At 69.1% G+C, this 22,254-nt stretch carries 27 protein-coding genes and 1 pseudogene; 16 read left to right on the top strand and 12 right to left on the bottom strand.

The window, feature by feature from the left end:
* Positions 1 to 13 precede the first annotated feature (13 nt).
* Positions 14 to 610, top strand: a complete 597-nt coding sequence (locus ACSHV8_RS27065; protein WP_436519942.1) for a TetR/AcrR family transcriptional regulator — start codon at positions 14 to 16, stop codon at positions 608 to 610.
* A gap of 70 nt (positions 611 to 680) precedes the next feature.
* Here ACSHV8_RS27065 and ACSHV8_RS27060 read toward each other — a convergent pair whose 3' ends face one another.
* Together ACSHV8_RS27060 and ACSHV8_RS27055 are read right to left on the bottom strand one after the other, a co-directional pair.
* On the bottom strand, positions 681 to 1,232 hold the full coding sequence (locus ACSHV8_RS27060) for a TetR/AcrR family transcriptional regulator (RefSeq protein ID WP_436519940.1): 552 nt from the start codon (positions 1,230 to 1,232) through the stop codon (positions 681 to 683).
* The gene (locus tag ACSHV8_RS27055) at positions 1,229 to 1,558 is read right to left on the bottom strand and encodes a DMT family transporter (protein WP_436519938.1); all 330 of its coding nucleotides are present in this window, start codon (positions 1,556 to 1,558) and stop codon (positions 1,229 to 1,231) included. Before ACSHV8_RS27055 ends, ACSHV8_RS27060 begins: the two co-directional genes overlap by 4 nt.
* Positions 1,559 to 1,650: 92 nt before the next feature.
* Between ACSHV8_RS27055 and ACSHV8_RS27050 the strand changes: the two genes are divergently transcribed.
* Positions 1,651 to 2,748: a threonine aldolase family protein gene (locus ACSHV8_RS27050; RefSeq protein WP_436519936.1), complete on the top strand. Its 1,098-nt coding sequence runs from the start codon at positions 1,651 to 1,653 to the stop codon at positions 2,746 to 2,748.
* A gap of 52 nt (positions 2,749 to 2,800) precedes the next feature.
* Positions 2,801 to 3,181 carry an HPF/RaiA family ribosome-associated protein gene (locus tag ACSHV8_RS27045; RefSeq protein WP_436519934.1) on the top strand — a complete coding sequence of 127 codons (381 nt, stop codon included), beginning with the start codon at positions 2,801 to 2,803 and terminating at the stop codon, positions 3,179 to 3,181.
* Here ACSHV8_RS27045 and ACSHV8_RS27040 read toward each other — a convergent pair.
* Both ACSHV8_RS27040 and ACSHV8_RS27035 read right to left on the bottom strand, forming a co-directional pair.
* Complete coding sequence (locus ACSHV8_RS27040; RefSeq protein ID WP_436519932.1) at positions 3,178 to 3,771, bottom strand: GNAT family N-acetyltransferase; 594 nt, start codon at positions 3,769 to 3,771, stop codon at positions 3,178 to 3,180. The genes ACSHV8_RS27045 and ACSHV8_RS27040 overlap by 4 nt on opposite strands.
* Positions 3,772 to 3,781: 10 nt before the next feature.
* A complete protein-coding gene (locus ACSHV8_RS27035; protein WP_436519930.1) occupies positions 3,782 to 4,864 on the bottom strand; it encodes a LacI family DNA-binding transcriptional regulator in 1,083 nt (360 codons plus the stop codon).
* Here ACSHV8_RS27035 and ACSHV8_RS27030 point away from each other — a divergent pair.
* From ACSHV8_RS27030 to ACSHV8_RS27020, 3 genes and pseudogenes are all read left to right on the top strand, one after another.
* Positions 4,863 to 5,285, top strand: a pseudogene (locus ACSHV8_RS27030) (isochorismatase family protein); the annotation flags it as partial. The gene ACSHV8_RS27035 and the pseudogene ACSHV8_RS27030 overlap by 2 nt on opposite strands.
* A gap of 58 nt (positions 5,286 to 5,343) precedes the next feature.
* Positions 5,344 to 5,505: a hypothetical protein gene (locus tag ACSHV8_RS27025; RefSeq protein WP_436537366.1), complete on the top strand. Its 162-nt coding sequence runs from the start codon at positions 5,344 to 5,346 to the stop codon at positions 5,503 to 5,505.
* A gap of 139 nt (positions 5,506 to 5,644) precedes the next feature.
* Positions 5,645 to 6,238 carry a class I SAM-dependent methyltransferase gene (locus ACSHV8_RS27020; protein ID WP_436519928.1) on the top strand — a complete coding sequence of 198 codons (594 nt, stop codon included), beginning with the start codon at positions 5,645 to 5,647 and terminating at the stop codon, positions 6,236 to 6,238.
* Between the two features lie 233 nt (positions 6,239 to 6,471).
* Here ACSHV8_RS27020 and ACSHV8_RS27015 read toward each other — a convergent pair whose 3' ends face one another.
* Positions 6,472 to 7,260: a hypothetical protein gene (locus ACSHV8_RS27015; RefSeq protein WP_436519926.1), complete on the bottom strand. Its 789-nt coding sequence runs from the start codon at positions 7,258 to 7,260 to the stop codon at positions 6,472 to 6,474.
* A 418-nt stretch (positions 7,261 to 7,678) separates the two neighbouring features.
* Complete coding sequence (locus ACSHV8_RS27010) at positions 7,679 to 8,284, bottom strand: SGNH/GDSL hydrolase family protein (protein WP_436519924.1); 606 nt, start codon at positions 8,282 to 8,284, stop codon at positions 7,679 to 7,681.
* Positions 8,285 to 8,488: 204 nt separating this feature from the next.
* Here ACSHV8_RS27010 and ACSHV8_RS27005 point away from each other — a divergent pair, with 204 nt between their 5' ends.
* The 7 genes from ACSHV8_RS27005 to ACSHV8_RS26975 all read left to right on the top strand — a co-directional run bounded on the left by ACSHV8_RS27005 (position 8,489) and on the right by ACSHV8_RS26975 (position 15,412).
* Positions 8,489 to 10,171, top strand: a complete 1,683-nt coding sequence (locus ACSHV8_RS27005) for an ABC transporter substrate-binding protein (protein WP_436519922.1) — start codon at positions 8,489 to 8,491, stop codon at positions 10,169 to 10,171.
* Between the two features lie 16 nt (positions 10,172 to 10,187).
* On the top strand, positions 10,188 to 11,177 hold the full coding sequence (locus ACSHV8_RS27000) for an ABC transporter permease (RefSeq protein ID WP_436519920.1): 990 nt from the start codon (positions 10,188 to 10,190) through the stop codon (positions 11,175 to 11,177).
* A 12-nt stretch (positions 11,178 to 11,189) separates the two neighbouring features.
* The gene (locus ACSHV8_RS26995) at positions 11,190 to 12,146 is read left to right on the top strand and encodes an ABC transporter permease (protein WP_436519918.1); all 957 of its coding nucleotides are present in this window, start codon (positions 11,190 to 11,192) and stop codon (positions 12,144 to 12,146) included.
* Positions 12,143 to 13,015: an ABC transporter ATP-binding protein gene (locus ACSHV8_RS26990; protein ID WP_436519916.1), complete on the top strand. Its 873-nt coding sequence runs from the start codon at positions 12,143 to 12,145 to the stop codon at positions 13,013 to 13,015. Before ACSHV8_RS26995 ends, ACSHV8_RS26990 begins: the two co-directional genes overlap by 4 nt.
* Positions 13,012 to 13,818, top strand: a complete 807-nt coding sequence (locus ACSHV8_RS26985) for an ABC transporter ATP-binding protein (RefSeq protein ID WP_436519914.1) — start codon at positions 13,012 to 13,014, stop codon at positions 13,816 to 13,818. The genes ACSHV8_RS26990 and ACSHV8_RS26985 overlap by 4 nt, the downstream gene beginning before the upstream one ends.
* A gap of 88 nt (positions 13,819 to 13,906) precedes the next feature.
* Positions 13,907 to 14,164, top strand: a complete 258-nt coding sequence (locus ACSHV8_RS26980; protein WP_436519913.1) for a hypothetical protein — start codon at positions 13,907 to 13,909, stop codon at positions 14,162 to 14,164.
* Positions 14,165 to 15,412: an alpha/beta fold hydrolase gene (locus tag ACSHV8_RS26975; RefSeq protein ID WP_436519911.1), complete on the top strand. Its 1,248-nt coding sequence runs from the start codon at positions 14,165 to 14,167 to the stop codon at positions 15,410 to 15,412.
* Here the strand turns inward: ACSHV8_RS26975 and ACSHV8_RS26970 are convergent, their stop codons facing one another.
* Positions 15,413 to 15,700, bottom strand: a complete 288-nt coding sequence (locus ACSHV8_RS26970; RefSeq protein WP_436519909.1) for a hypothetical protein — start codon at positions 15,698 to 15,700, stop codon at positions 15,413 to 15,415.
* Positions 15,701 to 15,768: 68 nt separating this feature from the next.
* A complete protein-coding gene (locus ACSHV8_RS26965; RefSeq protein WP_436519907.1) occupies positions 15,769 to 16,335 on the bottom strand; it encodes a TetR/AcrR family transcriptional regulator in 567 nt (188 codons plus the stop codon).
* Between the two features lie 83 nt (positions 16,336 to 16,418).
* Between ACSHV8_RS26965 and ACSHV8_RS26960 the strand changes: the two genes are divergently transcribed.
* Positions 16,419 to 17,360: a ketopantoate reductase family protein gene (locus ACSHV8_RS26960; protein ID WP_436519905.1), complete on the top strand. Its 942-nt coding sequence runs from the start codon at positions 16,419 to 16,421 to the stop codon at positions 17,358 to 17,360.
* A gap of 103 nt (positions 17,361 to 17,463) precedes the next feature.
* On the top strand, positions 17,464 to 18,411 hold the full coding sequence (locus ACSHV8_RS26955; protein ID WP_436519903.1) for an NmrA/HSCARG family protein: 948 nt from the start codon (positions 17,464 to 17,466) through the stop codon (positions 18,409 to 18,411).
* Between the two features lie 209 nt (positions 18,412 to 18,620).
* On the opposite strand, the gene ACSHV8_RS26950 is transcribed toward ACSHV8_RS26955, so the two are convergent.
* From ACSHV8_RS26950 to ACSHV8_RS26940, 3 genes are all read right to left on the bottom strand, one after another.
* Entirely contained in the window at positions 18,621 to 19,073 is a 453-nt protein-coding gene (locus ACSHV8_RS26950; RefSeq protein WP_436519901.1) for a cysteine/serine endopeptidase inhibitor, read from the bottom strand.
* A complete protein-coding gene (locus ACSHV8_RS26945; protein WP_436519899.1) occupies positions 19,073 to 20,188 on the bottom strand; it encodes a glycoside hydrolase family 19 protein in 1,116 nt (371 codons plus the stop codon). The genes ACSHV8_RS26950 and ACSHV8_RS26945 overlap by 1 nt, the downstream gene beginning before the upstream one ends.
* A gap of 132 nt (positions 20,189 to 20,320) precedes the next feature.
* Positions 20,321 to 20,758 (bottom strand): nuclear transport factor 2 family protein, encoded by a 438-nt coding sequence (locus ACSHV8_RS26940; protein WP_436519897.1) that lies wholly within the window; start codon positions 20,756 to 20,758, stop codon positions 20,321 to 20,323.
* 48 nt (positions 20,759 to 20,806) lie between these two features.
* Between ACSHV8_RS26940 and ACSHV8_RS26935 the strand changes: the two genes are divergently transcribed.
* Positions 20,807 to 21,361: a TetR/AcrR family transcriptional regulator gene (locus tag ACSHV8_RS26935; RefSeq protein WP_436519895.1), complete on the top strand. Its 555-nt coding sequence runs from the start codon at positions 20,807 to 20,809 to the stop codon at positions 21,359 to 21,361.
* On the opposite strand, the gene ACSHV8_RS26930 is transcribed toward ACSHV8_RS26935, so the two are convergent.
* Positions 21,323 to 22,246: an alpha/beta hydrolase gene (locus ACSHV8_RS26930; RefSeq protein ID WP_436519893.1), complete on the bottom strand. Its 924-nt coding sequence runs from the start codon at positions 22,244 to 22,246 to the stop codon at positions 21,323 to 21,325. The two genes, ACSHV8_RS26935 and ACSHV8_RS26930, sit on opposite strands and share 39 nt — an antisense overlap.
* Positions 22,247 to 22,254: the final 8 nt, after the last annotated feature.

Raw genomic sequence — 22,254 nt, 5'->3', positions numbered from 1 at the left:
GTAGGCTGGCCCGGTGCCGCGTGTCTCGGAAGCCCATCTCGCCGCCCGCCGCCAGCAGATCCTCGACGCGGCCGTCCGCTGCTTCGTGCGCAACGGCTTCCACCAGACGTCGATGCAGGACGTGATCAAGGAGGCCGATCTCTCGGTCGGCGCGTTCTACCGGTACTTCAAGAGCAAGAACGAGCTGATCATGGCCATCGCCGGCACCAAGATCAGTGAGATCACCGAAGTGCTGGACGGCCTGCTCGCGATGGACCCGATGCCACCGGTCCCGGCCTTCCTGGACGAGGTGATCACCCAGGTCGAGGCGTCGCTGACCCAGGACCAGACGGTGCGGATCGCCGTGCAGGTGTGGGGCGAGGCCACCCACGACGAGGAGGTGGCCGGGCTGGTCCGCGCCGTCTACGGCCGGATCCGGGAGCGGATGGTCCGGGTCGCGGAACGGGCCATGGCCGAGGGGCACCTGCCGGCCGACGCGGACACCTACGGTGTCGGCGCGGCGATGTTCGGCCTGGTCCAGGGCTACATCCTGCAGCGCCTGCTGATCGGCGAGGTCGACCGCCAGAAGTATGTCAGCGGTGTCCGGGCCCTCTTCAAGGAGATCCCCTGAACAAGAGATCAGGCTGCTTCAAGCAGGGCCGCTGATCAGGGGATCAGGCAGCTTCAAGCAGGGCCGCTGATCAGGGGATCAGGCGGCGGATCGCGGCGGTCAGGCCGGGCTCGTCGAGCTCGGACTCGGTGACCAGCGCCCGCAGGATGATCCCGTCGAGCAGTGCGCAGATGTCGCGCGCCGCGTCGGCCCCGACCGTGGGCGCGAGGATCTCCGGCAGCCCGTCCATCCAGGTCTCGGCGATCGGCCGCAGCGCCGCGTCCCGGGCGGCGGCCACGCACAACTCGTACTCGATCCGGACCTGCTGCCGATCGGCCAGGTACTCCCTGGTCAGCGCGGTGAGCTCGACCGGCATGTCCGGTGCGGCGGCCAGCCGGCGGGCCCACTCGTCCAGGTCGGAGCACAGCTGGTCGGTCGCGTGTCGCAGGCCGGCCGCGATCAGGTCGTCCAGCGTCGGGAAGTAGTACGTGGTCGCGCCGAGGGGCAGGCCGGCCCGGGCGGCGACCGCCCGGTGGGTGGTCCGCCCGACGCCGGCCTCGGCGATGACCTCCATGGTGGCCACGGCCAGTGCGGCCCGCCGCGCCTCGGGATCCCGGGCGCGCTGGGTGCGGCGTTCGGTCAATGCGCTTCCGCGCCGGTCAGATTCAGCATCACGACTCCCGCGATGATCAGGACGATGCCGCCCACCTTAGCGAGCGTCACCGGCTCGTCGAGAAAGAGCGCCCCGATCACGATGATGGCCGCGGTGCCGACCGCGGACCAGATCGCGTAGGCGATGCCGACCTGGATGCCGCCCTTGATCGCCTGGGACAGGGCCACGAAGGAGATGGCATATCCGGCGAGGACGGCGAGCGTGGGCCAAAGGCGGCTGAATCCGTCGGTGGCTTTCATGAGACTGGTGGCCAGGAGCTCGCTCCCGATGGCGAGCGCGAGAAGGACGTACGGCACTGCTGACACCTCATCTTGTACGTTCGTACAAGTACGATCGTACAAGAAAAAATCTCATCTCGGCGAGCGGGAAAATCTGGGATCATCCGCCCGTGACTGACGATGTGTGGGCGCAACGGGTCGCCGCGATGCGTGGATGTGACCGGCTTCTCTCCGGAGTCCGTCCGGCCACCGTGCGGGAGAAGCTGGCCGAGCTGACCGAGGCGGCCGACCCCGACCTGATGCCCGACTTCTACGGCGGCGGGCCGGTCCAGCGACTTGAGGAACGGGTCGCCGAGCTGCTCGGCGCCGAGGCCGCGGTGTTCTTCCCGACCGGGACGATGGCCCAGCAGGTCGCCCTGCGCTACGGCGCGGAGATCACCGGGCGGGACACCGTCGCGCTGCACCCGCTCGGGCACCAGGAGGTGCACGAACGCCGCGCGTACGCCGACCTCACCGGCCTGCGCGCCGTCCACCCGACCGGCGCGTCCCGCAACCCGACCGCGGCCGAACTCATGACCCTGGCCGAGCCGGTCGGCACCGTCGTCTTCGAACTGCCGATGCGCGACGCCGGGTTCGTCCTGCCGACCTGGCCCGAACTGCACGACGCGTGCACGGCGGCGCGCGAGATCGGCGCCCGGGTGCACTTCGACGGGGCGCGGCTGTGGGAGTCGACGCCGTACCTGAATCGCGGGTTGGCCGAGATCGCCGGCCTGGCCGATTCGACGTACGTCTCGTTCTACAAGTCTCTGGGCGGCCTCAGCGGCGCGGCCCTGACCGGGACCACCAGCCTCGCCGCGTATGCCCGGAACTGGCGTCACCGCTACGGTGGCCTGCTGTTCCAGCAGTGGCCGGCCGCCCTGACCGCGCTCACCGGCCTGGAACGCGAACTGCCCCGCATCCCGGACTACGTGCGCCAGGCCCGCACGGTCGCCGCCGCCCTGGCCGAACTCCCCGGCGCGCTGGTCTTCCCGCGCCCGCCGCACACCAACCAGTTCCGCGTCTGGCTGCCCTACCCGGCCGCCCGCCTCAACGAGGCCGTCGTGGCCATGGCCCGCGAGGAAAAAGTCTGGCTGACCGGCGGCTGGCAGGACACCGAGATGCCCGGCCACGCGATGGCCGAACTCACCGTGCTCGCCCCGGCACTCGAATGGTCGGCCCAGGACGTGATCGAAACCGGACTTAGGCTCCTGGACCGGGTTCAAGGTTGATCAACTGGGTAGTGGAGGGTTGTCCAACTTTCACCGGATGCAGGAGGTTCCGATGAGCGCAGTCGCCAACCCGGCCACCGTCGACGAGTGTCTGCGAGTGGGTGCGGGCTTCTCCCAGGGCGACCTCAACTGGATCGCCGAGCAGTTCAGCCCGCTCGACGCCCGGCTCGCCGCGTTCCACGCCGACACCACCGCGCTGTACATCTCGGTGAAGGACCGTGAACACGCGGGACAGAAGGTCACCCTGGAAACCACCATCGGCGGCCGCGAGAAGATCGTCGTCACGTCGTCCGAGGAGGACCTGCACGCGGCGATCATGGACGTCCGCGACGACCTGCGGCGCCGCCTCAACGACGCCAAGACCAAGCAGGAGCCGCGCCACAACCGCCACCTGCGCGACGTTCCGCAGCCGGCCGACGACGAACTCGTCTAGACCGGCCGTCTACCCAGATACGTCAGGGGACCCGGGTCGGGAACCGGCAACACCTCGAAACCCACGCGATCGTAGAAAGCGCGAGCGCGCACATTCGCGGTGACCATGCCGAGATGCACCCCGACCCGGGCTTTCCCCATAAAGGCATCGATCAGCCTTCGGCCAAAACCCATTCTTTGGTACGGCGGAAGCAGGTCGATGTGCAGATGGGCGGGAAAGCCCGCCAGCTCGGGGAGAATCATCCGCTCCGGCCAGTAGTGCAGCGCGACCATGTCCTGCTCGGGCGTGCGCGGCGGGGGAGGCGGGACCGGATACTTGCCGTCGAGCAGCGGGATCCACTCCTCGCGGTAACGCTTGACGAACGTCGTGGTGTCGGCCGTGCCGACCACGTAGCCGACCGCCCGGCCGTTGTCGTCGACGACAAAAGCCAGGTCCGGTTCGAGAAATGCGTACGGGCCGGCGAACAGGTCGCCCATCAGGTCGTCGGTCGAATACTGACCGCGGGCGTCCTCACCGGCGTCGGCGGTGCGGACACAGATGTCGTAGAGGGCGGCGCGATCGGCCGGCCGGTAGGGGCGAATCTCGGGCACGTTCTGGACGTTAAGCGGTGGAAGCGCTTCCACCACAAGCCCCGCCTCCGCCGCATGTCTCGCGGATCATCGGGATGCTCGGGAACAGTCTGACCTGTGGTGACTCGCCGAGAGCCGATTTGACCGCCGCGACGGCGATCTCCTCGACCGGATGCGTGGCCGTGGACAGAGCCGGATAGAGCGCACCGGCCAACGGAACATCGTCAAAACCGGTCACCGCGACATCGTCCGGCACTTTTATTCCGGTCGCCGCGAGCGCCTGAACAACGCCCATGGCGGTAGCGTCGCTCACCGTCGCGACAGCGTCCGTGTCCGGCCAGCGCCGCAGGATCACCCGCGCCGCCGCCCGCCCGCGAACACTGGTGAAGTCACCGCGCACGATCCTCACGGGCAGCCCGGCGGCCCGCGTCAGCTCCGCATAGACGCGAACCGGAGGAGCCGAGGCGGCCAGCCACGACGGCCCTGCGACCAGGGCGATCCGCCGCCGGCCGAGAGCATACAAATGCGTGATCAGCCCGCCGATGCCGCTCGCGCTGTCCACGTCCGCGCCGCCCACACCGTTTCCGCAGCTGACGTCCGTGCCCGCGCCGTTTCGGTGACTGACGTCTGCGCTGCCCGCGCTGATGTCCGTGCCGCCCAGGCCGATCACGGCGGTGCGGCCGCGCAGCCTCGGCGGCAGGTGGGCGAGCAGCTCACGATCGTGCCCGGCCAGGACCACTGCGGCAACACCGCGATCAGCGGCCAGATGGTCCAGCTCCGCCGCGCACTCCAGGCCGACACGACTCAGGGACATCCCGATCTGGTACGGGTTGAGCACCGCAGCCATGGCCGCCGTGGCCCGCGTGACGAACGGGTCGCGCAGGATGTCGGTGCGCTCGTCCCGCACCACGAACACCACCCGCGTCCCCGACCGGCGGGCCAGTTGCCGGGCCACCGGATGGGGACGATAGCCGAGTTCCTCGGCGGCGGTCAGCACGGCGGCGCGGCTGGCCGTGGAGGCCGGCCCGGTCCCGGAGAGGACCCGCGAGGCGGTAGCCGGAGACACCCCGGCCCGTCGCGCCACGTCGGCCAGGCCCGCGTGGACTTCACCCATGGCGACCAGTCTCCCCCGAAAATGTCGGTGGGGAGTTCTAGGGTGGGGTCGTCTTCGCCGCTTCGTCCCCCGGGAGGTTCCCGTGACGACCCTGTCCGACCGGCCGGCCACCGCGCTCCTGGTCATCGATGTGCAGAACGGTGTGATGACCGGCGCCCACCACCGGGACGCCGTGATCGCCAACATCGCCACCCTGGTCCGGCGGGCCCGCGCCGAGAGCGTGCCGGTGATCTGGGTGCAGCACTCGTCGGAGGAGCTGCCGCTCGACTCCCCGCAGTAAGAGTTCGTCTCCGAGCTCCCGTCCGGCGGGGGTGAGCCGGTCGTCCACAAGAAATATGGTGACGCGTTCGAGGCCACCGACCTGGAGACCCACCTGGCCGAGCACGGTGTCGGCCACCTGATCGTCGCCGGTGCCCAGTCCGACGCGTGCATCCGCTCCACGATCCACGGCGCCTTCACCCGGGGATATGACGTGACCCTTGGTCGCCGACGCCCACACCACCGAGGACCTGACCGAGTGGGGCGCCCCCACCCCGGACAAGGTGATCTCCCACCTGAACCTGTACTGGACCTGGCAGGACGCCCCGGGCCGCTCCGCCACCACCACCAAGACCGAGGGGGTGACCTTCGCCCCGGCCTGACCCGCCGTAGGGTTGGTTCCGGCCCCGGAAGCCGAACCCGGGCCGCCATGCGCCGGGCACTGGTCGCGAGCGACGGTGCAGGATGACCGCGACGCGGTGGGCCGGGCCGGGTTTTGTCGTGGGCGAGATTGAGGAACACGTGACGGTAGAGAACGGGTGGCTGCGCAAGCTCGCCGAGGACCCGGGGCACTCGCAGTGGTACATCAAGCGTTTCCGCGACCTGGCCGCCTCGGGCGCCGACCTGGTCGGTGAGGCCCGCCTGGTCGATACCCTGGCCCCGCGCGGCGCGCGAATCCTGGACGCGGGTTGCGGCCCCGGCCGCGTCGGCGGCTACTTGGCGCTCCTCGGCCACGACGTCACCGGCGTCGACCTGGATCCGGAACTGATCGCCGCCGCCGTCGTCGACCACCCCGGCCCGGAGTGGCTGGTCGGTGACCTGTCCGACCTGTCCCTGCCGGGCCCGCCGTTCGACGCGATCGTCTGCGCCGGCAACGTCATGACGTTCGCCGCCCCGGACACCCGGGTCGACATCCTCCGGAACTTCGCCGCCCACCTGTCCCCGACGGGCCGCGCCGCGATCGGTTTCGGCGCCGGCCGAGGCTACCCGTTCGACGAGTTCCTGGCCGACGTGACCACCGCCGGCCTGACCCCTGACCTGCTGCTGAGCACCTGGGACCTCCGCCCGTTCACCCCGGACGCCGACTTCCTGGTGGCCCTCCTCCGCCACCCCTGACCGCGCCGCCACCCCTGACCGCGCCGCCATCCCTGACCGCACCGCCATCCCTGACCGCGCCGCCCACCCGAACAGCCCACCCCGGCAGCAACCGCGACCACCAAGGCGGTGAGTGGCGGCTGCGTCCGTGACCCGAGGTGATGCCGGCTGGTAAGCGGCGTGACCGCGGTCGGCGTCGAGAACGCCCCGGAAGGGCGCCGAGGGTGAGCCGGGATCGAGGACCCCCAAGCCGACTACTGCAGATGCCAGGCCCGCTGCCGGGCCCGATCCACCGCGATCTGATAAGACAGCTCGAACCGATGGTTCGGGTTGGCGTGATACCACCGCATGGCCTGCAGGACCAGGGCCGGGTCCACGGCCAGCCAAGGTACCTGGACGATCATCTGTTCCGGCGCCCGGAAAAGCGTCCGCCGGGTGCGGGTGTCGGGTGACGCCACGGCCGGCACCCCGATGATCGGGATGTGGGCGTGTTCCCCGGCGGAGATTTCGCGGATGGCCTGCCACGGGATGAACTGCTGGGTCCACACCCCGTGGTGGTAGACCCCGTCCGGTGTCAGGGCGAGCCGCCCGGGTGCGTGCCGGAGCAGGATGAACAGCGCCGCCGCGGTGGGGACGGCGCCGATGGTGAGGGGCAGGCCGCTGACGGCCAGGGCGACGGTCAGCAGGAGGAAGAAGCCCGCGTACCAGTAGTAGAGCCGCCCGGAGTAGCTGAACGTCAACCCCGGTGTCCCGTCGTCGATGCCGGCGATGCGCATGCGGTCGCCGGTGTTCTGCGGGTGGACCCACAGGTTCAGCATCAGGCCGAACAGGTGGCCGAGGATGAGCACGGCGACGCCGCAGGCGAGTGCGGCGCCGGCGTCCCGCAGGATGAGCGACCACACGCCGGCGGCCAGGACCAGGATGGACAGCAGGCCGCTGCCGACGGCCGCGTGCACCAGCCGGGGTGACGGTTCGTAGTCCCGCCAGGGTGACGGGTCGGCGGAGACCGGCGTGGTGCGCGGCAGGTCGAAGTAGAGAGTCATCGTGTCTTCCGGGGCTGGTGGCGGGGGTGCTGGTAGCGGGGCTGGTTGCGCGCCGGCGGTCGTGGGCCGGTGGTGCGGTGCCGGCGGATGCTCGCGAGCCGACGGAGGCGCGCGAGATCGAGTGGCCTGGTCATCGGGCTCGCCGGGTGCGGCGGGCGAGCGGGATGGCTGGTTCGCCGGTGGCCAGTGGCGGTCGGGCCCGTTCCGAACCGGCGACGCGGCGTGCTGCTTCGTTCACTCGGCGTAGTTGCTCCGTGATCGTTCGGAGAATGTCGAGATCGATGCGTGGACGATCGCTCATCAGGTCTTCCTCTTCCCGTCCCCCGGGTTTGGTGCCCTGAGATACGAGTATCGAGGATGATGAGTTCAAACGGAGAGTAGTCAACGACGCGTCAATCGTGAATCCACGCAATAACTCCTAAAGCCCCACCCCATGGAAGCGCTCCCGGACGGCTTCGGCCAGCAGTTCATGACCCCGGGCGGTCGGGTGCACCCCGTCCGTGGCCAGCGTGGAAGCGCCTTCCCGCCGTGCCGCCGCCGACAGGATCGACTGGGCCGGAACGAACACCGCCCCCAGCGCGGCCGCCAACCCCTTGATCACTGTCCGTTTGGCTCCGAGGTCCTCGTCCTCCCACCGCTCCTGCTCGGCCGAGACCGGCAGTACGAAGGGCTCGATCAGCACCAGCCGGGCCTTCAACGGTTCCAGCACTCCGCGAAGGTTGGCCTCGAACACGTCCGCACCGGTGATCACTCCGGCCCCGTCGTAGCGCCGCCACACGTCATTGATGCCGATCAGCACCGACACCACGGCCGGCTCGTGCGCCAGCACATCGGATTCCCAGCGTTCGACCAGGTCGGACGAGAGGTCCCCGCCGACCCCGGTGTTCACCACGCGCACCCCGGCGAGGGGCGGCGACGTCGCCAGGATCCGCACGTACCCGTCCCCGAGCCCGTCCGGGTCCTCCCGCCGCCCGCAGTCCGTGACGCTGTCCCCAGTAAAGACAACTGTCGATGAATGCCCCATCCGGCCCCTCCTGGTTTCCGCGTGTGTCGGGAAATGACGTACCGAGCGACGACCCGACATCCACTCTTGACATTGCAAACTTAAGCCACTTAATAATGGCCCCGTCAATGGTGAACCTCGCGCTTGGGCTGGGCTTGCGCGGGCGACCCGGGCCGGTGACCCGCCGCCGACACGCGGCGGTTACGAAGATCGAGGTACGTACATATGCGTAAGCTGACGAGAGCCGCGGTGGCCGCTGCCGCAGCGCTGACCCTGGCCGCAGCCGGGTGTTCGAGCAGCAGCGGAGGCACGGATACCAAGGGTGGCGCGGCCAACAGCGCCATCACCATCTTCAATGGCTCGACGGGCACGATCGTCGAGAACTGGAATCCGTTCACGCCGACCTTCCTGCAGCCCACCAACGGGCTCATCTACGAACCGCTGTACTGGTACAACTTCGCCGCCGAGTCGAAGCCGACCCCGATGCTGGCCACCGGCTACTCGTGGGACACGGCCGGCAAGGTCCTGACCATCAACGTCCGTGAGGGCGTGAAGTGGTCGGACGGGCAGCCGTTCTCGGCCAAGGATGTGGCCTACACGTTCGACCTGATCAGCAAGAACAAGGCGCTCAACTCGACCGGGGTCAGCCTCGCGTCGTCGGTCGCCCCGGACGACAAGACCGCGGTCCTGACGTTCACCAAGCCGTCGTTCACCGACGAGGCCGCGGTCATCGCCAATACGCCGATCATCGCCGAGCACGTCTGGAGCAAGATCGACGATCCGGTCAAGACGATCAACCCGAACCCGGTCGGCACCGGTCCGTACAAGCTCAAGACCTTCTCCCCGCAGAGCTACGTGATGGAGAAGAACGCGAACTACTGGCAGCCCGGCAAGCCGCAGATCCAGAACGTCCGTTACATCGCGCTGGCCACCGCCGACGCCGCCAGTGCCGCGTTGACCGCCGGTCAGGTCGACTGGATGAGCGCGTTCCTGCCCGGTCTCGATCAACTTCTCAAGAACCAGAAGAATTTGACGTACGTCAACACCCCAGCCCTGACCACGTCGATCTTCACGTGTTCCGGGGCGGACCTGGGCTGCAAGGGCCCGCAGACCGACCCGGCCGTCCGGCAGGCGATCTACTGGGCGCTCAACCGTGACCAGCTGAACAAGCTGGCCGGTGGCGGTTTCGCCGAGACCGCGTCGCCGACCATGCTGCTGCCCGGGCGGGACAAGGGCTGGATCGCCGACCCGAACAACCTGAACACCCCGGGCGGTCCGGACGTGGCCAAGGCCAACCAGCTGCTGGACGCGGCCGGCTGGGTCAAGGGCGGCGACGGCATCCGGGCCAAGGGCGGCGAGAAGCTGACGCTGACGATCCAGACGGTGACCGGCTGGAGCGACTACATCTCGCTCAACGACGCGATGACCCAGGAGCTCAAGGAGATCGGCATCGAGCTCAAGCCGACCCAGCTGTCCTGGAACGAGTGGAACAACAACCAGGTGCAGGGCAAGTTCCAGCTGTCGCTGGACTCGATCGGCCTGGGTGCGTCGCCCAACCCGTACGCGACCTACCTGAAGTACTCCAGCAAGACCACCGAGAAGGTCGGCCAGGCGGCCCCGCCGAGCGGTAACTACGCCCGGTACAAGAACGCCAAGGTGGACGCCGCGGTGGACGCGGCCGCGGCCACCAACGACGAGGCGACCCAGAAGGCGCAGTACGCGATCGTCCAGACCGAGATCGTCCGGGACCTGCCGTACATCCCGATCTACGTGAACTCGATGCTCACCGAGTTCAACACCAGCCACGCCACCGGCTGGCCGTCCAACGACAACAAGTACGCCCTACCCGCCTCCTGGAAGCAGTGGGACAACGGCATCGTGCTGACCAACCTGCAGCCGGCGAAGTAAAAGGGCGAACCTGAAGATGCGCTACCTGCTTCGCAAGTTGGGGTTCTACCTGGTCGCCCTCTGGGCGGCGCTGACGGTGAACTTCTTCGTCCCGCGCCTGATGCCCGGCGACCCGGTCGAGATCCTGATCTCGAGGCTGGGTCAGCGCGGGCCGGTCACCCCGGAGATGCGGGCCTCGGTCGAGGCCATGCTGGGCACCAACACCGGCGAGCCGTTGTGGAACCAGTACGTGGACTACCTCCGGAACCTGGCTCACGGGGATCTCGGAACGTCGGTGACGTTCTTCCCCGCCGGGGTCGGCTCGATCATCGAGCAGACCCTGCCCTGGACGATCGGCCTCATCGGTCTCGCCACGATCATCTCGTTCCTGGCCGGCGTCGGTCTCGGTACCGTCGCCGGCTGGAAACGGGGCTCCTGGCTGGACAACCTCATCCCGGTCACCACGATGTTCCAGTCCGTCCCGTACTTCTGGCTGGCCTTGATCCTGCTCTTCGCGTTCGGCAGCACGTGGCCGCTGTTTCCGCTCAACGGCGGCTACGACGTCTACAACGTGACCCCCGGCTGGAACGGCGCATTCATCGGCTCGGTCCTCTACTACGGCGCGCTGCCGGCGATCACCATCGTGCTCTCCAGCGTCGGCGGCTGGATGCTGGGCATGCGCAACATGATGGTGTCCACGCTGTCCGAGGACTACATGGTCACCGCCGAGGCCAAGGGCCTGCGCCCGGGCCGGATCATGCGCCGTTACGCGGCCCGCAACGCGATCCTGCCGTCGGTCTCCGGCTTCGCGATCTCGCTCGGGTTCGTCGTCGCCGGTTCGATCGTCACCGAGGCGGTCTTCTCCTACCCCGGCATCGGCTCGGCGCTGCTGCAGGCCGTCGGCAGCAACGACTACGCCCTCATGCAGGGCATCTTCCTGGTCATCACGCTGTCCGTGCTCGGCGCGAACCTGCTGGTCGACCTCCTGTACTCGGTTATCGACCCGCGCACCCGCGCCCGGGACTGAGGGAGCGCGATCATGACCATGACCACGGAACTGTCCGAGACGGCCATCAAAGAAAATTCAAGAACGGCGATTGGCGTACGGCGATTGGCCCGCAACAAGAAGTTGATCGCCGGCCTGATCATCGGCGGGGCGATCCTGCTCTTCGGCCTGCTCGGCCCCCTGGTGACCCAGGATCCACGCCTGGTCAACGACATCGGCCTGACCGGTCCCAGCGCCGAGCACTGGCTCGGCACCACGCAGACCGGCCAGGACGTCCTCGCTCAGCTCGCCCACGGCACTCGCGGCTCGCTGACGGTCGGCGCGGTGGTCGGCGTGATCACCCTGGTGCTCTCGCTGTTCTTCGGCGTGGTCGGCACCTACGCCGGTGGCTGGATCGACGAGGCGTTCTCGCTGTTCACCAACGTCTCCCTGGTCATACCGGGCCTGCCGCTGGTAATTGTGATCTCCAGTTATGTCCCGAACAAGAGTCTGATGCTGGTCTCGGTCGTCCTGGCGATCACCAGCTGGGCCGGGTGCGCCCGGCCGTTGCGCGGCTACACGCTCAGCCTGCGCAACCGCGACTACGTGCTGGCCTCCCGGGTGGCCGGCGAGAAGAGCTGGCGAATCCTCGCCGTGGAGATCCTGCCCAACCTGATCCCGCTGCTCGCCGCCCAGGTGGTGTTCGCGGTCATCTTCGCGATCCTCGGCGAGGCCGGCCTCTCCTACCTGGGCCTGGGCGCGAGCGGCTCGTTCACCTGGGGAACCATGCTCTACTACGCGCAGAACGGCCTGGCCCTGCGGCTCGGCGCGTGGTGGTGGTTCGTCCCGCCGGGCCTGATGCTGGCCCTGTTCGGCGCCGCCCTCTCGCTGATCAACTTCTCGATCGACGAGATCATCAACCCGAAGCTGCGTAATCAGACCCGGGCCGTCCGCAAGGGCTGGCGGATGTCGCGCGAGCAGCTGTCCAAGGCGAAGGAGGCCACGCTGTGACCGTCCTGTCGATCGAGAACTTCAGCGTGGACTATCTGGTCGAGCCGGTCGTGCACGCGGTCAAGAACGTCTCGCTCGAACTCAAGCGTGGCGAGGTGCTGGGCCTGGCGGGCGAGAGCGGATGCGGCAAGAGCACCCTCGCGTACGGGATAATTCGTCTTCTGAAACCACCGGCGATGATCACTTCCGGACGGGCGGTGTTCCACAGTCGAGAAGGTTTTGAGATCGACTGGAATGCGCTGGACGCGGAGGAACTGCGGGCCAATCGGTGGGAGAAGATCTCGATGGTCTTCCAGGGGGCGATGAACTCGCTCAACCCGGTGATCTCGATCCGCGACCAGTTCGAGGACGTCTTCACCACCCACCGGCCCGAGATGTCGAAGAAGGCGCGCCGCGCCCGCTGCGCCGAGCTGCTGGAACGCGTCGGCGTGGACCCGCGGCGGCTCAGCTCCTACCCGCACGAACTCTCCGGCGGCATGCGCCAGCGGGTCATGATCGCGATGGCCATGGCCCTGGAACCCCAGGTCATGATCATGGATGAGCCGACCACCGCGCTCGACGTCGTCGTCCAGCGCGAGATCCTGCGGGAGATCACCCGGCTGCGCGACGAACTGGGCTTCGCGGTCATCTTCATCACCCACGACCTGCCGCTGCTGCTGGAGATCAGCGACCGGATCGCGGTCATGCGCAGCGGCGAGATCGTCGAGCTGGGCGACGCCGCCGAGCTCTACACCAACCCGAAACACGAGTACACCAAGCAGCTGCTGGCGTCGTTCCCGAGCCTGACCGGCGACCGCGGCTCGTTCGTCCGCGGCGCCATGGACGACCGCCTGCTGGCCCTGGACGCGGTCGAGGTGGAGGCGTCATGACGACCCTGGAAGTGCGCGGGCTGGGCAAGGACTACCGGCTGCGGGACGGGTGGCGCGGCCGCACGATGCGGGCCGTCGACGACGTCAGCTTCACCCTCGACCACGGGAGGACGACGGCGCTGGTGGGCCAGAGCGGCAGCGGCAAGTCGACCGTGGCCAAGCTGCTGCTCCAGCTGGAGCGTCCGACCCGGGGTGAGATCCTGCTCGACGGGGCGCCGGTGGCGCGGCGCGGGGCCGGGCTGGCGGCCTATCGCCGTACCGTCCAAATGGTTTTTCAGGATCCTTTCGCGTCCCTGAATCCCTATCACACGATCGGTCATCATCTGGCCCGGCCGATCCGCCTGCACCATCCGGGAATGAGCGACGCCGACGTCGGGAAAAAGGTTCTGGAACTGCTGGAAAGGGTGCGGCTGACCCCGGCCGCGAACGTCGCCGGACGTCGCCCGCACGAGCTCTCCGGCGGCCAGCGCCAGCGCGTCGCGATCGCCCGTGCGCTGGCCCCCGAGCCCGGCGTGCTGATCGCCGACGAGCCGGTGTCGATGCTCGACGTCTCGATCCGCCTCGGCGTGCTCAACCTGCTCGCCACCCTGCAGCGGGAGGAGGACCTGGGCGTCCTCTACATCACCCACGATCTGGCCACCGCGCGCCATTTCTCCGACGACATCCTGGTCATGTACAAAGGCTCGATCGTCGAACGCGGACCGGCTGACGACGTCATTCTGAATCCGCAGCACGAATACACCAAGACATTGGCCGAAGCCGCTCCCAACCCCGAACGCCGCCTCGGCCAGTTGAAGAGCTGAGCCGCCGGGCCGGTCCTTCGCACGGGCGAGCGCTGGACCGGCTCGGTTACCTTTGACTGCAACGTTTCGCCAGGTAGGGAGAGTTGCGGTGGGATTCATCAAACGCGCGGTGCTGTCGATGGTGGCGTCGAAACTGGAGCGCCGGGCCCATCACAGCCGCAACCCGCTCGTGCACCACATGCTGCGCGAGGTGAACCACAAGCTGGCCCGGCAGGGTGGCTACCCGCGCGGCGCCTACGGCCATCCCGGCTACCACCCGGGCCCGTCCTATCACCACGGCCCGGTCCACCATGGTCATTACCGGCACCACGGGCACTACCGGCACCACGGCCATTACCGTTACTGAATGATCGCGACTCCCGGGTTCCGGATCATCGACCACACCGTGACCGTGCCGCTGGATCACCGGCGGCCGGACGGGGCGACCATCGAGGTGTTCGCCCGGGAGGTGGTTGCGGCTGACCGGGCCGGCGACGACCGGCCCTGGCTGCTGTTCCTGCAGGGCGGCCCGGGCGGCAAGGCGCCCCGCCCGCTGGCCGCGGACGGCTGGCTCGGGCACGCGCTCAGGACCCACCGGGTGCTGCTGCTCGACCAGCGGGGCACCGGGCGCAGCACGCCGCTGACCGCCCGGTCGGCCGCCGGTCGCACGGATGCGGAGCTGGCCGCGTACATCCGGATGTTCCGCGCCGACAGCATCGTGGCCGACGCCGAGATCCTGCGGGCGACGGTCGCGGGCGGCGCGCGGTGGGACACGCTGGGGCAGAGCTACGGCGGGTTCATCACCCTGACCTACCTGTCGGTGGCGCCGCAGGCGTTGCGCCGGTGCTGGATCACCGGCGGGCTGCCGGGGCTGGACACGACCGCCGACGACGTCTACGCGCTGACCTATCCGATGGTCGCGGCCCGCAACGCCGACTTCTACCGGGCTTTCCCGGAAGATCTGGCGACGGTACGACGGATCGCCGCGCACCTGGACGCCGAGGACGTCCGCCTGCCGGACGGGGATCGGCTCACCACCCGGCGGTTGCGCCTGCTCGGGAACCTGTTCGGGGCCAGTACCGGGCTCGCCCAGCTGCACTGGATCCTCGACGAGGCCTGGCCCGGGTCGTCCCTGTCGGACACGTTCCTGACCGAGGTGCTGAAGTACACCGGGTTTGTCGACATGCCGCTCTTCGCGCTGCAGGAGTGCACCTTCGGCCAGGGCCGCGCGTCGGCGTGGGCCGCCGACCGGGCCCTGAAGGAGCACCCCGAGTTCGCCGAGGACGCCGACCCGCTGCTGTTCACCGGCGAGATGATGTATCCCTGGATGTTCCGGGAGATCGCCGCGCTGCGCCCGTTCGCCGGGGCCGCCGACATCCTGGCCGCGACCCCGGACTGGCCGGCGCTCTACGACCTGGACCGGCTCGCGGTCAACGACGTCCCGGTGGCCGCGCTGATCTACGCCGACGACATGTACGTGCCCGCCGAGCTGTCCCTGCGCACCGCCGACCGGATCGGCCGCCTACGGAAATGGGTCAGCACCGACCACCAGCACGACGGACTGCGGGTGGACGGCGCGGCGATCCTGGAAAACCTGATGACCCTGACCGGGTGATCAGAAGGGCGGTGCGTCCTCGCCCATCAGCGCCAGCACGACGCCACCCTTGCCCTGCTTGACGCTCTGGACGACGACCTTGCCGGTGCTGCCGTCGGGCAACTCCAGGGTGAACGGCTTCTTCAGCGCGTTCTTGGGGCCGTTGCCGGCGCTGTTGGCCGGCCGGAAGTCACCGGCCCACGGCGGGATCCCACCCTTGCGGGAGGGCTCGGCGAAGAGGGCGGCGGTGCCAGGAGTCCTGGTGCCGTCGGGGGCGAGGAGCACTGCGGCGCTGCGAAAGGTAGCCATATGCCCGCCAGCCTATCCCGGAATGCCCGCGTGTGCGCCGCGAGATCACCGGCGGCGAGTCCTGCCCGCTACGCGCCGCGGCGCAGGCCGTCGAGCACGAGGGTGATGACGCCGTCCGCGTCGGCCCGGGACCCCGGCTGGTCGTAGGCCGCGCAGATGCCGTGCAGGGCCATCATCACCGAGCCGACCCGGACGTCGTCGCGGATCGTGCCGGCCGCGACCGCGGCATCCAGCAGCGCGGTGATGGCCTCGCCCAGCGCCTGCCCGCCGTCGGCCAGCGCACCCGTGTGTGTCGCCATCAGGGTGGCCAGCGTGCGGGCGAGCCCCTGATGCTCCTCCAGGTAGGTGATGAACCCGCGCAGGAACGCCCCCAGGGCCTCGTCGGCCGGGCGGGTGGCCCGCAACTCGTCGGCGCGGGCGCAGAGCGCGACGACCTCTTCGCGGTAGACCGCCTCGGCCAGGGCCTCCCGCGTGGGGAAATGGCGGTAGAGCGTGCCCGTGCCCACGCCGGCGAGGCGCGCGAAGTCGTCGAAGCGCAGGTCGAAGTCGCCCGCGGCGAAGATCTCCCGGGCCTTGGCGACCAGGGCGTCGCGGTTGCGCCGGGCGTCGGCGCGCAGTGGCTTGGCGTCGGTCACGCGGAGCCTCCCGTTGACAAGTGGAAACTATCTCCATATTTTAAAAGTGGAGATTATCTCCAATTATAGGCCATGGGGTGGGCATGAAGATCTTGATGTTCGGTCGAGGCGTGATCGCCGCGGTGTACGGATGGGCCCTGGAGCGCGCCGGCCACGAGGTCGAGTTCTACGTCCGGCCGGGCCGGGCCGAGCGGTACGGGGACGCGATCGACCTGGACGTGCTCGACTCGCGGCGCCGGCTGCGCGGGGAGCACGTCACCGAGCGGTGGCCGGTGACCTACCGCGAGACGCTGGAGCCGGACCACGACTTCGACCTGATCGTGCTGAGCGTGCAGCACTACAGCTTCCCCGAGGCGGTGGCCTTCCTGGAGCCGCGCCTGGGCCGGGCCACGCTGCTCGTCTTCAACAACCTCTGGGTCGAGCCGCTCCAGGCGATCGGCATCCTCCCGCCCGACCAGGTGGCCTGGGGTTTCCCCGGCGCCGGGGGTGGCTTCGGCGAGGACGGGGTGCTGCGGGCCGCGCTGCTGCCGATGCTCTTCTTCGGGACGTTCGGCGAGCCGCCGACCGCCCGCGAGCGGGCCGTGCGCGAGGTGTTCGGTCGGGCCGGCTTCAAGTTCCGGGAGAACCCCGACTTCCGCGGCTGGCTGCTGATGCACTTCATCCAGAACGCCGGCCTGCACACCCAGAGCCTGAAGCTGGGTTCGCTGGCCGCGCTGATCGGGGCGCCGGGCAACGCCCGCGAGGCGGTTCTGGCCGTCCGGGAACTGCTCCCGCTCGTCGAGGCCCGCGGCGTCGACCTGCGCCGGCACCGGGGTGACGTGCTACCGCTCAAGGTGCCCGCGGGGTTGACCGGGCCGGTGCTGGCCTGGCTGCTCGGCCGCTTCGAGCCGATGCGTACGGTGCTGACCGCGCACGCCAACCAGGAGGAGCTGCGGGCGGTCTGCCGCGACACCCTGGCCGAGGCGCGCCGCCTGGGCGTGGCGGTTCCGCGGCTGGAGGCGGCCGAACCGTACTTCGCGAAGTGACCGGAGGCACAAGTCCTTCAGATTTGAAATAACTTGGGTGGGGGCTCGGTTGAGGGGGATAACGGTCCACAAAGGGGCCGGGATATCCGAGGAGCGGGTTCTCATGGCTGGCAAGACGATCGCGGTTGTTGGTGCTACCGGTGCTCAGGGCAGTGGTGTGGTCCGGGCGATCCTGGCCGGTGGTGGCGATGATCTGAAGGTGCGGGCGCTGACCCGGGACGTGACCTCGGTCAAGGCGCGTGAGCTGGCTGAGCTGGGTGCTGACGTGGTGGTGGGTGACTATTCCAGTCCCGAGGGTCTGGCGGCGGCGTTCGAGGGTGCGGACGGCGCGTTCCTGGTCACCGATTTCTGGACGCACATGGATCCGGTCAAGGAGCAGGCCTATGTGCGGAATCTGATCGAGGCGGTGCAGAAGGCCGGTGTGAAGCATGTGGTCTGGTCGACTCTGGAGGACACCCGGGAGTTGATTCCGGTGGACGACCCGCGGATGCCGACGCTGCTGGGTACGTACAAGGTGCCGCACTTCGACGCGAAGGCGGAGGCGGATGTGTTCTTCCGTGAGGCGGGGGTGCCGACCACGTTCCTGCGGACCACGTTCTACTACGAGAACCTGGCCGATGCTCTGGCGCCGGCGCGGGATGCCGAGGGCCGGCTGGTGTTGAACATTCCGATGGGTGACGCGCCGCTGGCGGGTATCGCGTCGGGTGATATCGGCCGGGTCGCGGTGTCGATCTTCCGCGGTGGTGAGGAGTTCGTCGGTCGGACGGTGAGTATCGCCGGTGATGTGCTGACCGGTAAGGAGATTGCTGAGGCTCTGGGGGATGCTCTGGGGGAGCCGGTGGAGTATCGGCCGGTCACGCATGATCAGTTCCGGGCGTTCGGGTTCCCGGGTGCCGATGAGTACGGCAACATGCTGCAGTACTACACGGAGTTCGCCGACGAGTTCACGGCGCCGCGTGACCCGGCCCGGGTGCGGGAGTTGACCCCGGAGGTCCAGTCGCTGCGCGAGTGGCTGACCACCAACGGCTACCACCTCCCGACCGCCGCCTGACCTGACAACCGAGCGAGGGACGTGACTTCAAGTCACGTCCTTCGCTTGCTGTTGTCCCCGTTTCAGCTCCGCACCGGGTCGTCGGGCTCGTCGTGCCCGACGTGGTCGCTTTCGACCTGTCGATCGCCGCGCAGATCTTCGGCCACCGGACGAGGCCGAGCGCTACCTGAAGACCGGCGTCGCCACGGTTGTGGTGCCGCCGCGGTGAATCAGGCCGGCACGTTCCACTTCTGGTTGGCGCCGCCGCTGCCGGTGGTGACGAACTTCCAGGTCACCGGCAGGACGCCCGGTGTGTTGGCCGGATCGGTCGAGGCGAACCGGCCGAACGCGGCCTGACTCAGGTCGATGTGCGTGGCGTCGCAGGACGGGCACTTGTCCTTCACCGGCACCGTGATCGTCTGACCGTTGTAGGTGACCTGCACCGACACGCCCTGGCAGAGCGGGTCGGCGTTCGGGTTGGCCGTCGTCCAGAACGTCCAGGAGACGGCGACCAGCATCTCGGTGGCCGCGTTGATCGGGGTGCCGCAGGCCCCGAATCCGGCGTCGTTGTAGTAGGTGGCGGTCCCGGTGAACGTCTGGCCGACGGGCACGGCGGCGCCGGCCGCGGTGGCCGGCAGCAGCAGGGCGATCAGGGCCGCGGCACCGGCGAGGATCCTCCGCATCAGCAGTAGAGGTTGTTGCCGGCCGCGACCCCGAGGATCTGGGTGAAGCGGTTGTAGGCGTCGACCCGGCTCTGCACCTGGGCCGGGTTGGCGCCGTTGCATTCGAGGCTGCCGTTGATGGTCCGGATGGTCTGCCCGAAGCCGGCGCCGTTGACCATCGCGTTGTGGCTGGTCATGCTGCCCGCGCCGGTCGACGTCATCCAGAACCAGAGGCCGGTCTTCCAGGCGACCGCGGCGTCGTTCTGCACCAGCCACGGGTTGCCCAGCAGGTCGATGCCGAGGGCGTCACCGGCCGCCTTGTAGTTGAAGTTCCAGGACAGCTGGATCGGGCCGCGCCCGTAGTAGGCGGCCTGACCGGCCGGGCAGCCGTAGGACTGACTCCAGTCGCAGTAGTGCGGGTAGTTGGCCGTGTTGATCTCGACGATGTACTGCAGGCCGCCGGTCTCGTGGTTCACGTTGGCCAGGAACGCCGCGGCCTCCTGCTTGCGGACCGTGTCGCTGCCGGTCGTGGCGAACTGCGAGTATGCGCCGAGCGCGGCCACCAGCCCGCTGTAGGTGTAGAAGCCGTTGCGGCTCGGGAACATCTGGTTGAACTGACCCTCGGTGACCACGAAACCGCCCGGGTTGGTCGGCGGCGTGCTGCCGGTGGGCACGTTCCACTTCTGGTTGGCGGCGCCGGTGCAGGTCCAGAGTTGAGCGATGGTGAAGTCGGCCGAGGAGTTGCCGGCCAGGTCGAGGCACTTGTTGGCGTTGGGGTTCACGAGGTCGCGGGCGCTGCTGTAGACCCACTGTTGGGCGGTGGTGCCGTTGCAGTCCCAGAGCTGGACTTTGGTGCCGTCGGCCGTGCCGGCCGCCGAGACATCAAGACATTTTCCGGCCGTACGGATGGTGCCGTCACCGGGGAGTGTCCACTGTTGGGTGGCGTCGCCGACGCAGGAGTAGAGGTCGATGGCCGTACCGTTGGCGGTTTTTCCGGCGGCGGCGCCGATGCATTTACCGGCCAACCCGGTGATCGGGCCGGTCGAGGCGGCCGACGCGGCCTGGCCCGTGAAGGCCAGAAGACCGCTGGTCACGGCCAGGGCGAGGATTGCGGACAGCAGGGTGCGAGATCTCATGGGGGAGTCCATCCGTCTCGTTCGGAAGCCGTGCGGGGGGCCGGCATCGACGCTTTCCCATACTGAAGTTCATCGAAGCCTAAAGGGCAATAAGGTTTCCTAAGAATTTCGGTACGGACTCCCCGGCGCCCCCTACTCCAGCGGGATCTCCGAGTTGTCGCCGTCCGGGCGGGCACCGAAGATGCGCCGGTCGGACTCGGTGATCCGCAGGTCGTTGATGCTGGCCTCGCGGCGGCGCATCAGGCCGCTGTCGTCGAACTCCCACAGCTCGTTGCCGTAGCTGCGCCACCACTGGCCGGTGGCGTCACGGCACTCGTACTGGAACCGGACGGCGATCCGGTCGTCGCCGAACGCCCACAGGGACTTGCGCAGGGCGTAGTCGAGCTCGCGGGCCCACTTCGCGGTGAGCAGCTCGACGATCGCGGCGCGGCCGGTGACGAACGTGTCCCGGTTCCGCCAGACCGAGTCCTCGGTGTAGGCGAGCGACACCCGCTGCGGGTCGCGCGTGTTCCAGGCGTTCTCGGCGGCTCGGACCTTGGCCGCGGCGGTCTCGGCGGTGAACGGTGGCATGGTGACCTCTCTTCGGAGAACGGCGGTTCTCCGCTAGGCTAGAGAACCGTGGTTCTCCCCGTCAACGAGGCTCGGGACAAGGTGCTGGACGCCGCCGAGCAGCTGTTCTACGCCCGCGGGATCCGTGCGGTCGGGATGGACGACGTCCGTACCGGATCGGGGGTCGCCCTGAAAAGGCTCTATGGGCTCTATCCGAGCAAAGAAGCGCTGGTCGAGGCCGTCCTCGACCGCCGGGACCGCTGGTGGCGAGAAAAACTTCGCGCGTACGTCGATCAGGTCCCGGAGCCGCGGGAGCGCGTGCTGGCCGTCTTCGACTGGCTGGGGGAATGGTTCGCCGAGCCCGGATTTCGGGGGTGCGCGTGGATCAACGCCTTTGGGGAGGCAGGTGCGACTTCGCCGATGGTTTCCGCGCAGGTGGATCGGCACAAGCGGGCCTTCGCCGGGGACCTGGCCGGGTGGGTGGCGGCGGCGGAGGGCTCGGATGAGTTGGCGGAGCAGTTGTTCCTGCTGGCGGAGGGGGCGATGGTGACGGCCGGGATCCGGGGGAGTGCGGAGCCGGCCCGGTCAGCCCGTCGCGCCGCCGCGGTCCTGCTGTCCCAGTAGTCTCGCGGCGTCGTTCGTCCTGGTCAGCAGGGCTGCGGCGTCGGCCAGGAAACGGTCCTCGGCGGCGGCGCAGGCCGGGGAGACGTGGCGCAGGCTCGGGAAGTTGTGGATCAGGCCGGGTTCGCGGCGATGCGTGACCGGGACACCGGCATCCCGGAGGCGGGCGGCGTAGGCATCGCCCTCGTCGCGCAGGGGATCGTGCTCCGAGGTCACGACCAGGGCCGGAGGCAGGCCGCGCAGATCGGCGGCGAGCGGGTTGACCATGGGGGAGTCGTGCGTGGTGGCGTCGGGCAGCCACCGGGCGATCCACTCCCGCAGCGTGCCCGGGTCGAGCAGCCAGCCCTGACCCTTTTCGGTCACGCTGGGGGATCGGAGGGTGGGGTCGGCATTCGGGCAGACCAGCAGTTGGGCGACCAGCGGGACCTCGCCGCGCAGGCGTAGCGCGGCCAGGATCGCGATCAGGCCACCCGCGGAGTCCCCGGCCACCGCGATCCGCGCGTGCTCCGCGGCGAGTGCGGTGATCACGGTGGTGGCGTCGTCGACCGCGGCCGGCCAGGGATGTTCCGGGGCGCGACGGTAGTCGACCGCCACGACGGTGGCCCCGGTGGCGGCGGCGAGACGCCGGGCCTGCGGGTCGTGGGTGTCGAGGTCGCCCAGGACGAAGCCGCCACCGTGCAGGTGGACGATCACGGTGGCGGCGCCCGGTTGATAGCTCCGCACCGCGACACCGGCGACCGTGGTGTCCTTCGCCGGCATGGCCGGACCCGGCGGGCGGGTCGCGGCGCGGGCCCGGCCCGCCGCGCGCAGCGTCGGGATGTCGCTCTCGGTGGCGGGCTGAGCCGTGGCCGCCCGGAGGAACGCGGCGAGCTGTTCGTCGGCGATCACCGCGCCAT

Source organism: Actinoplanes sp. HUAS TT8 (assembly GCF_051380535.1).
Taxonomy (GTDB): Bacteria; Actinomycetota; Actinomycetes; order Mycobacteriales; family Micromonosporaceae; genus Actinoplanes.
Note: the sequence above shows the minus strand (reverse complement) of the source record. Positions and strands in the feature narration are given on the sequence as shown.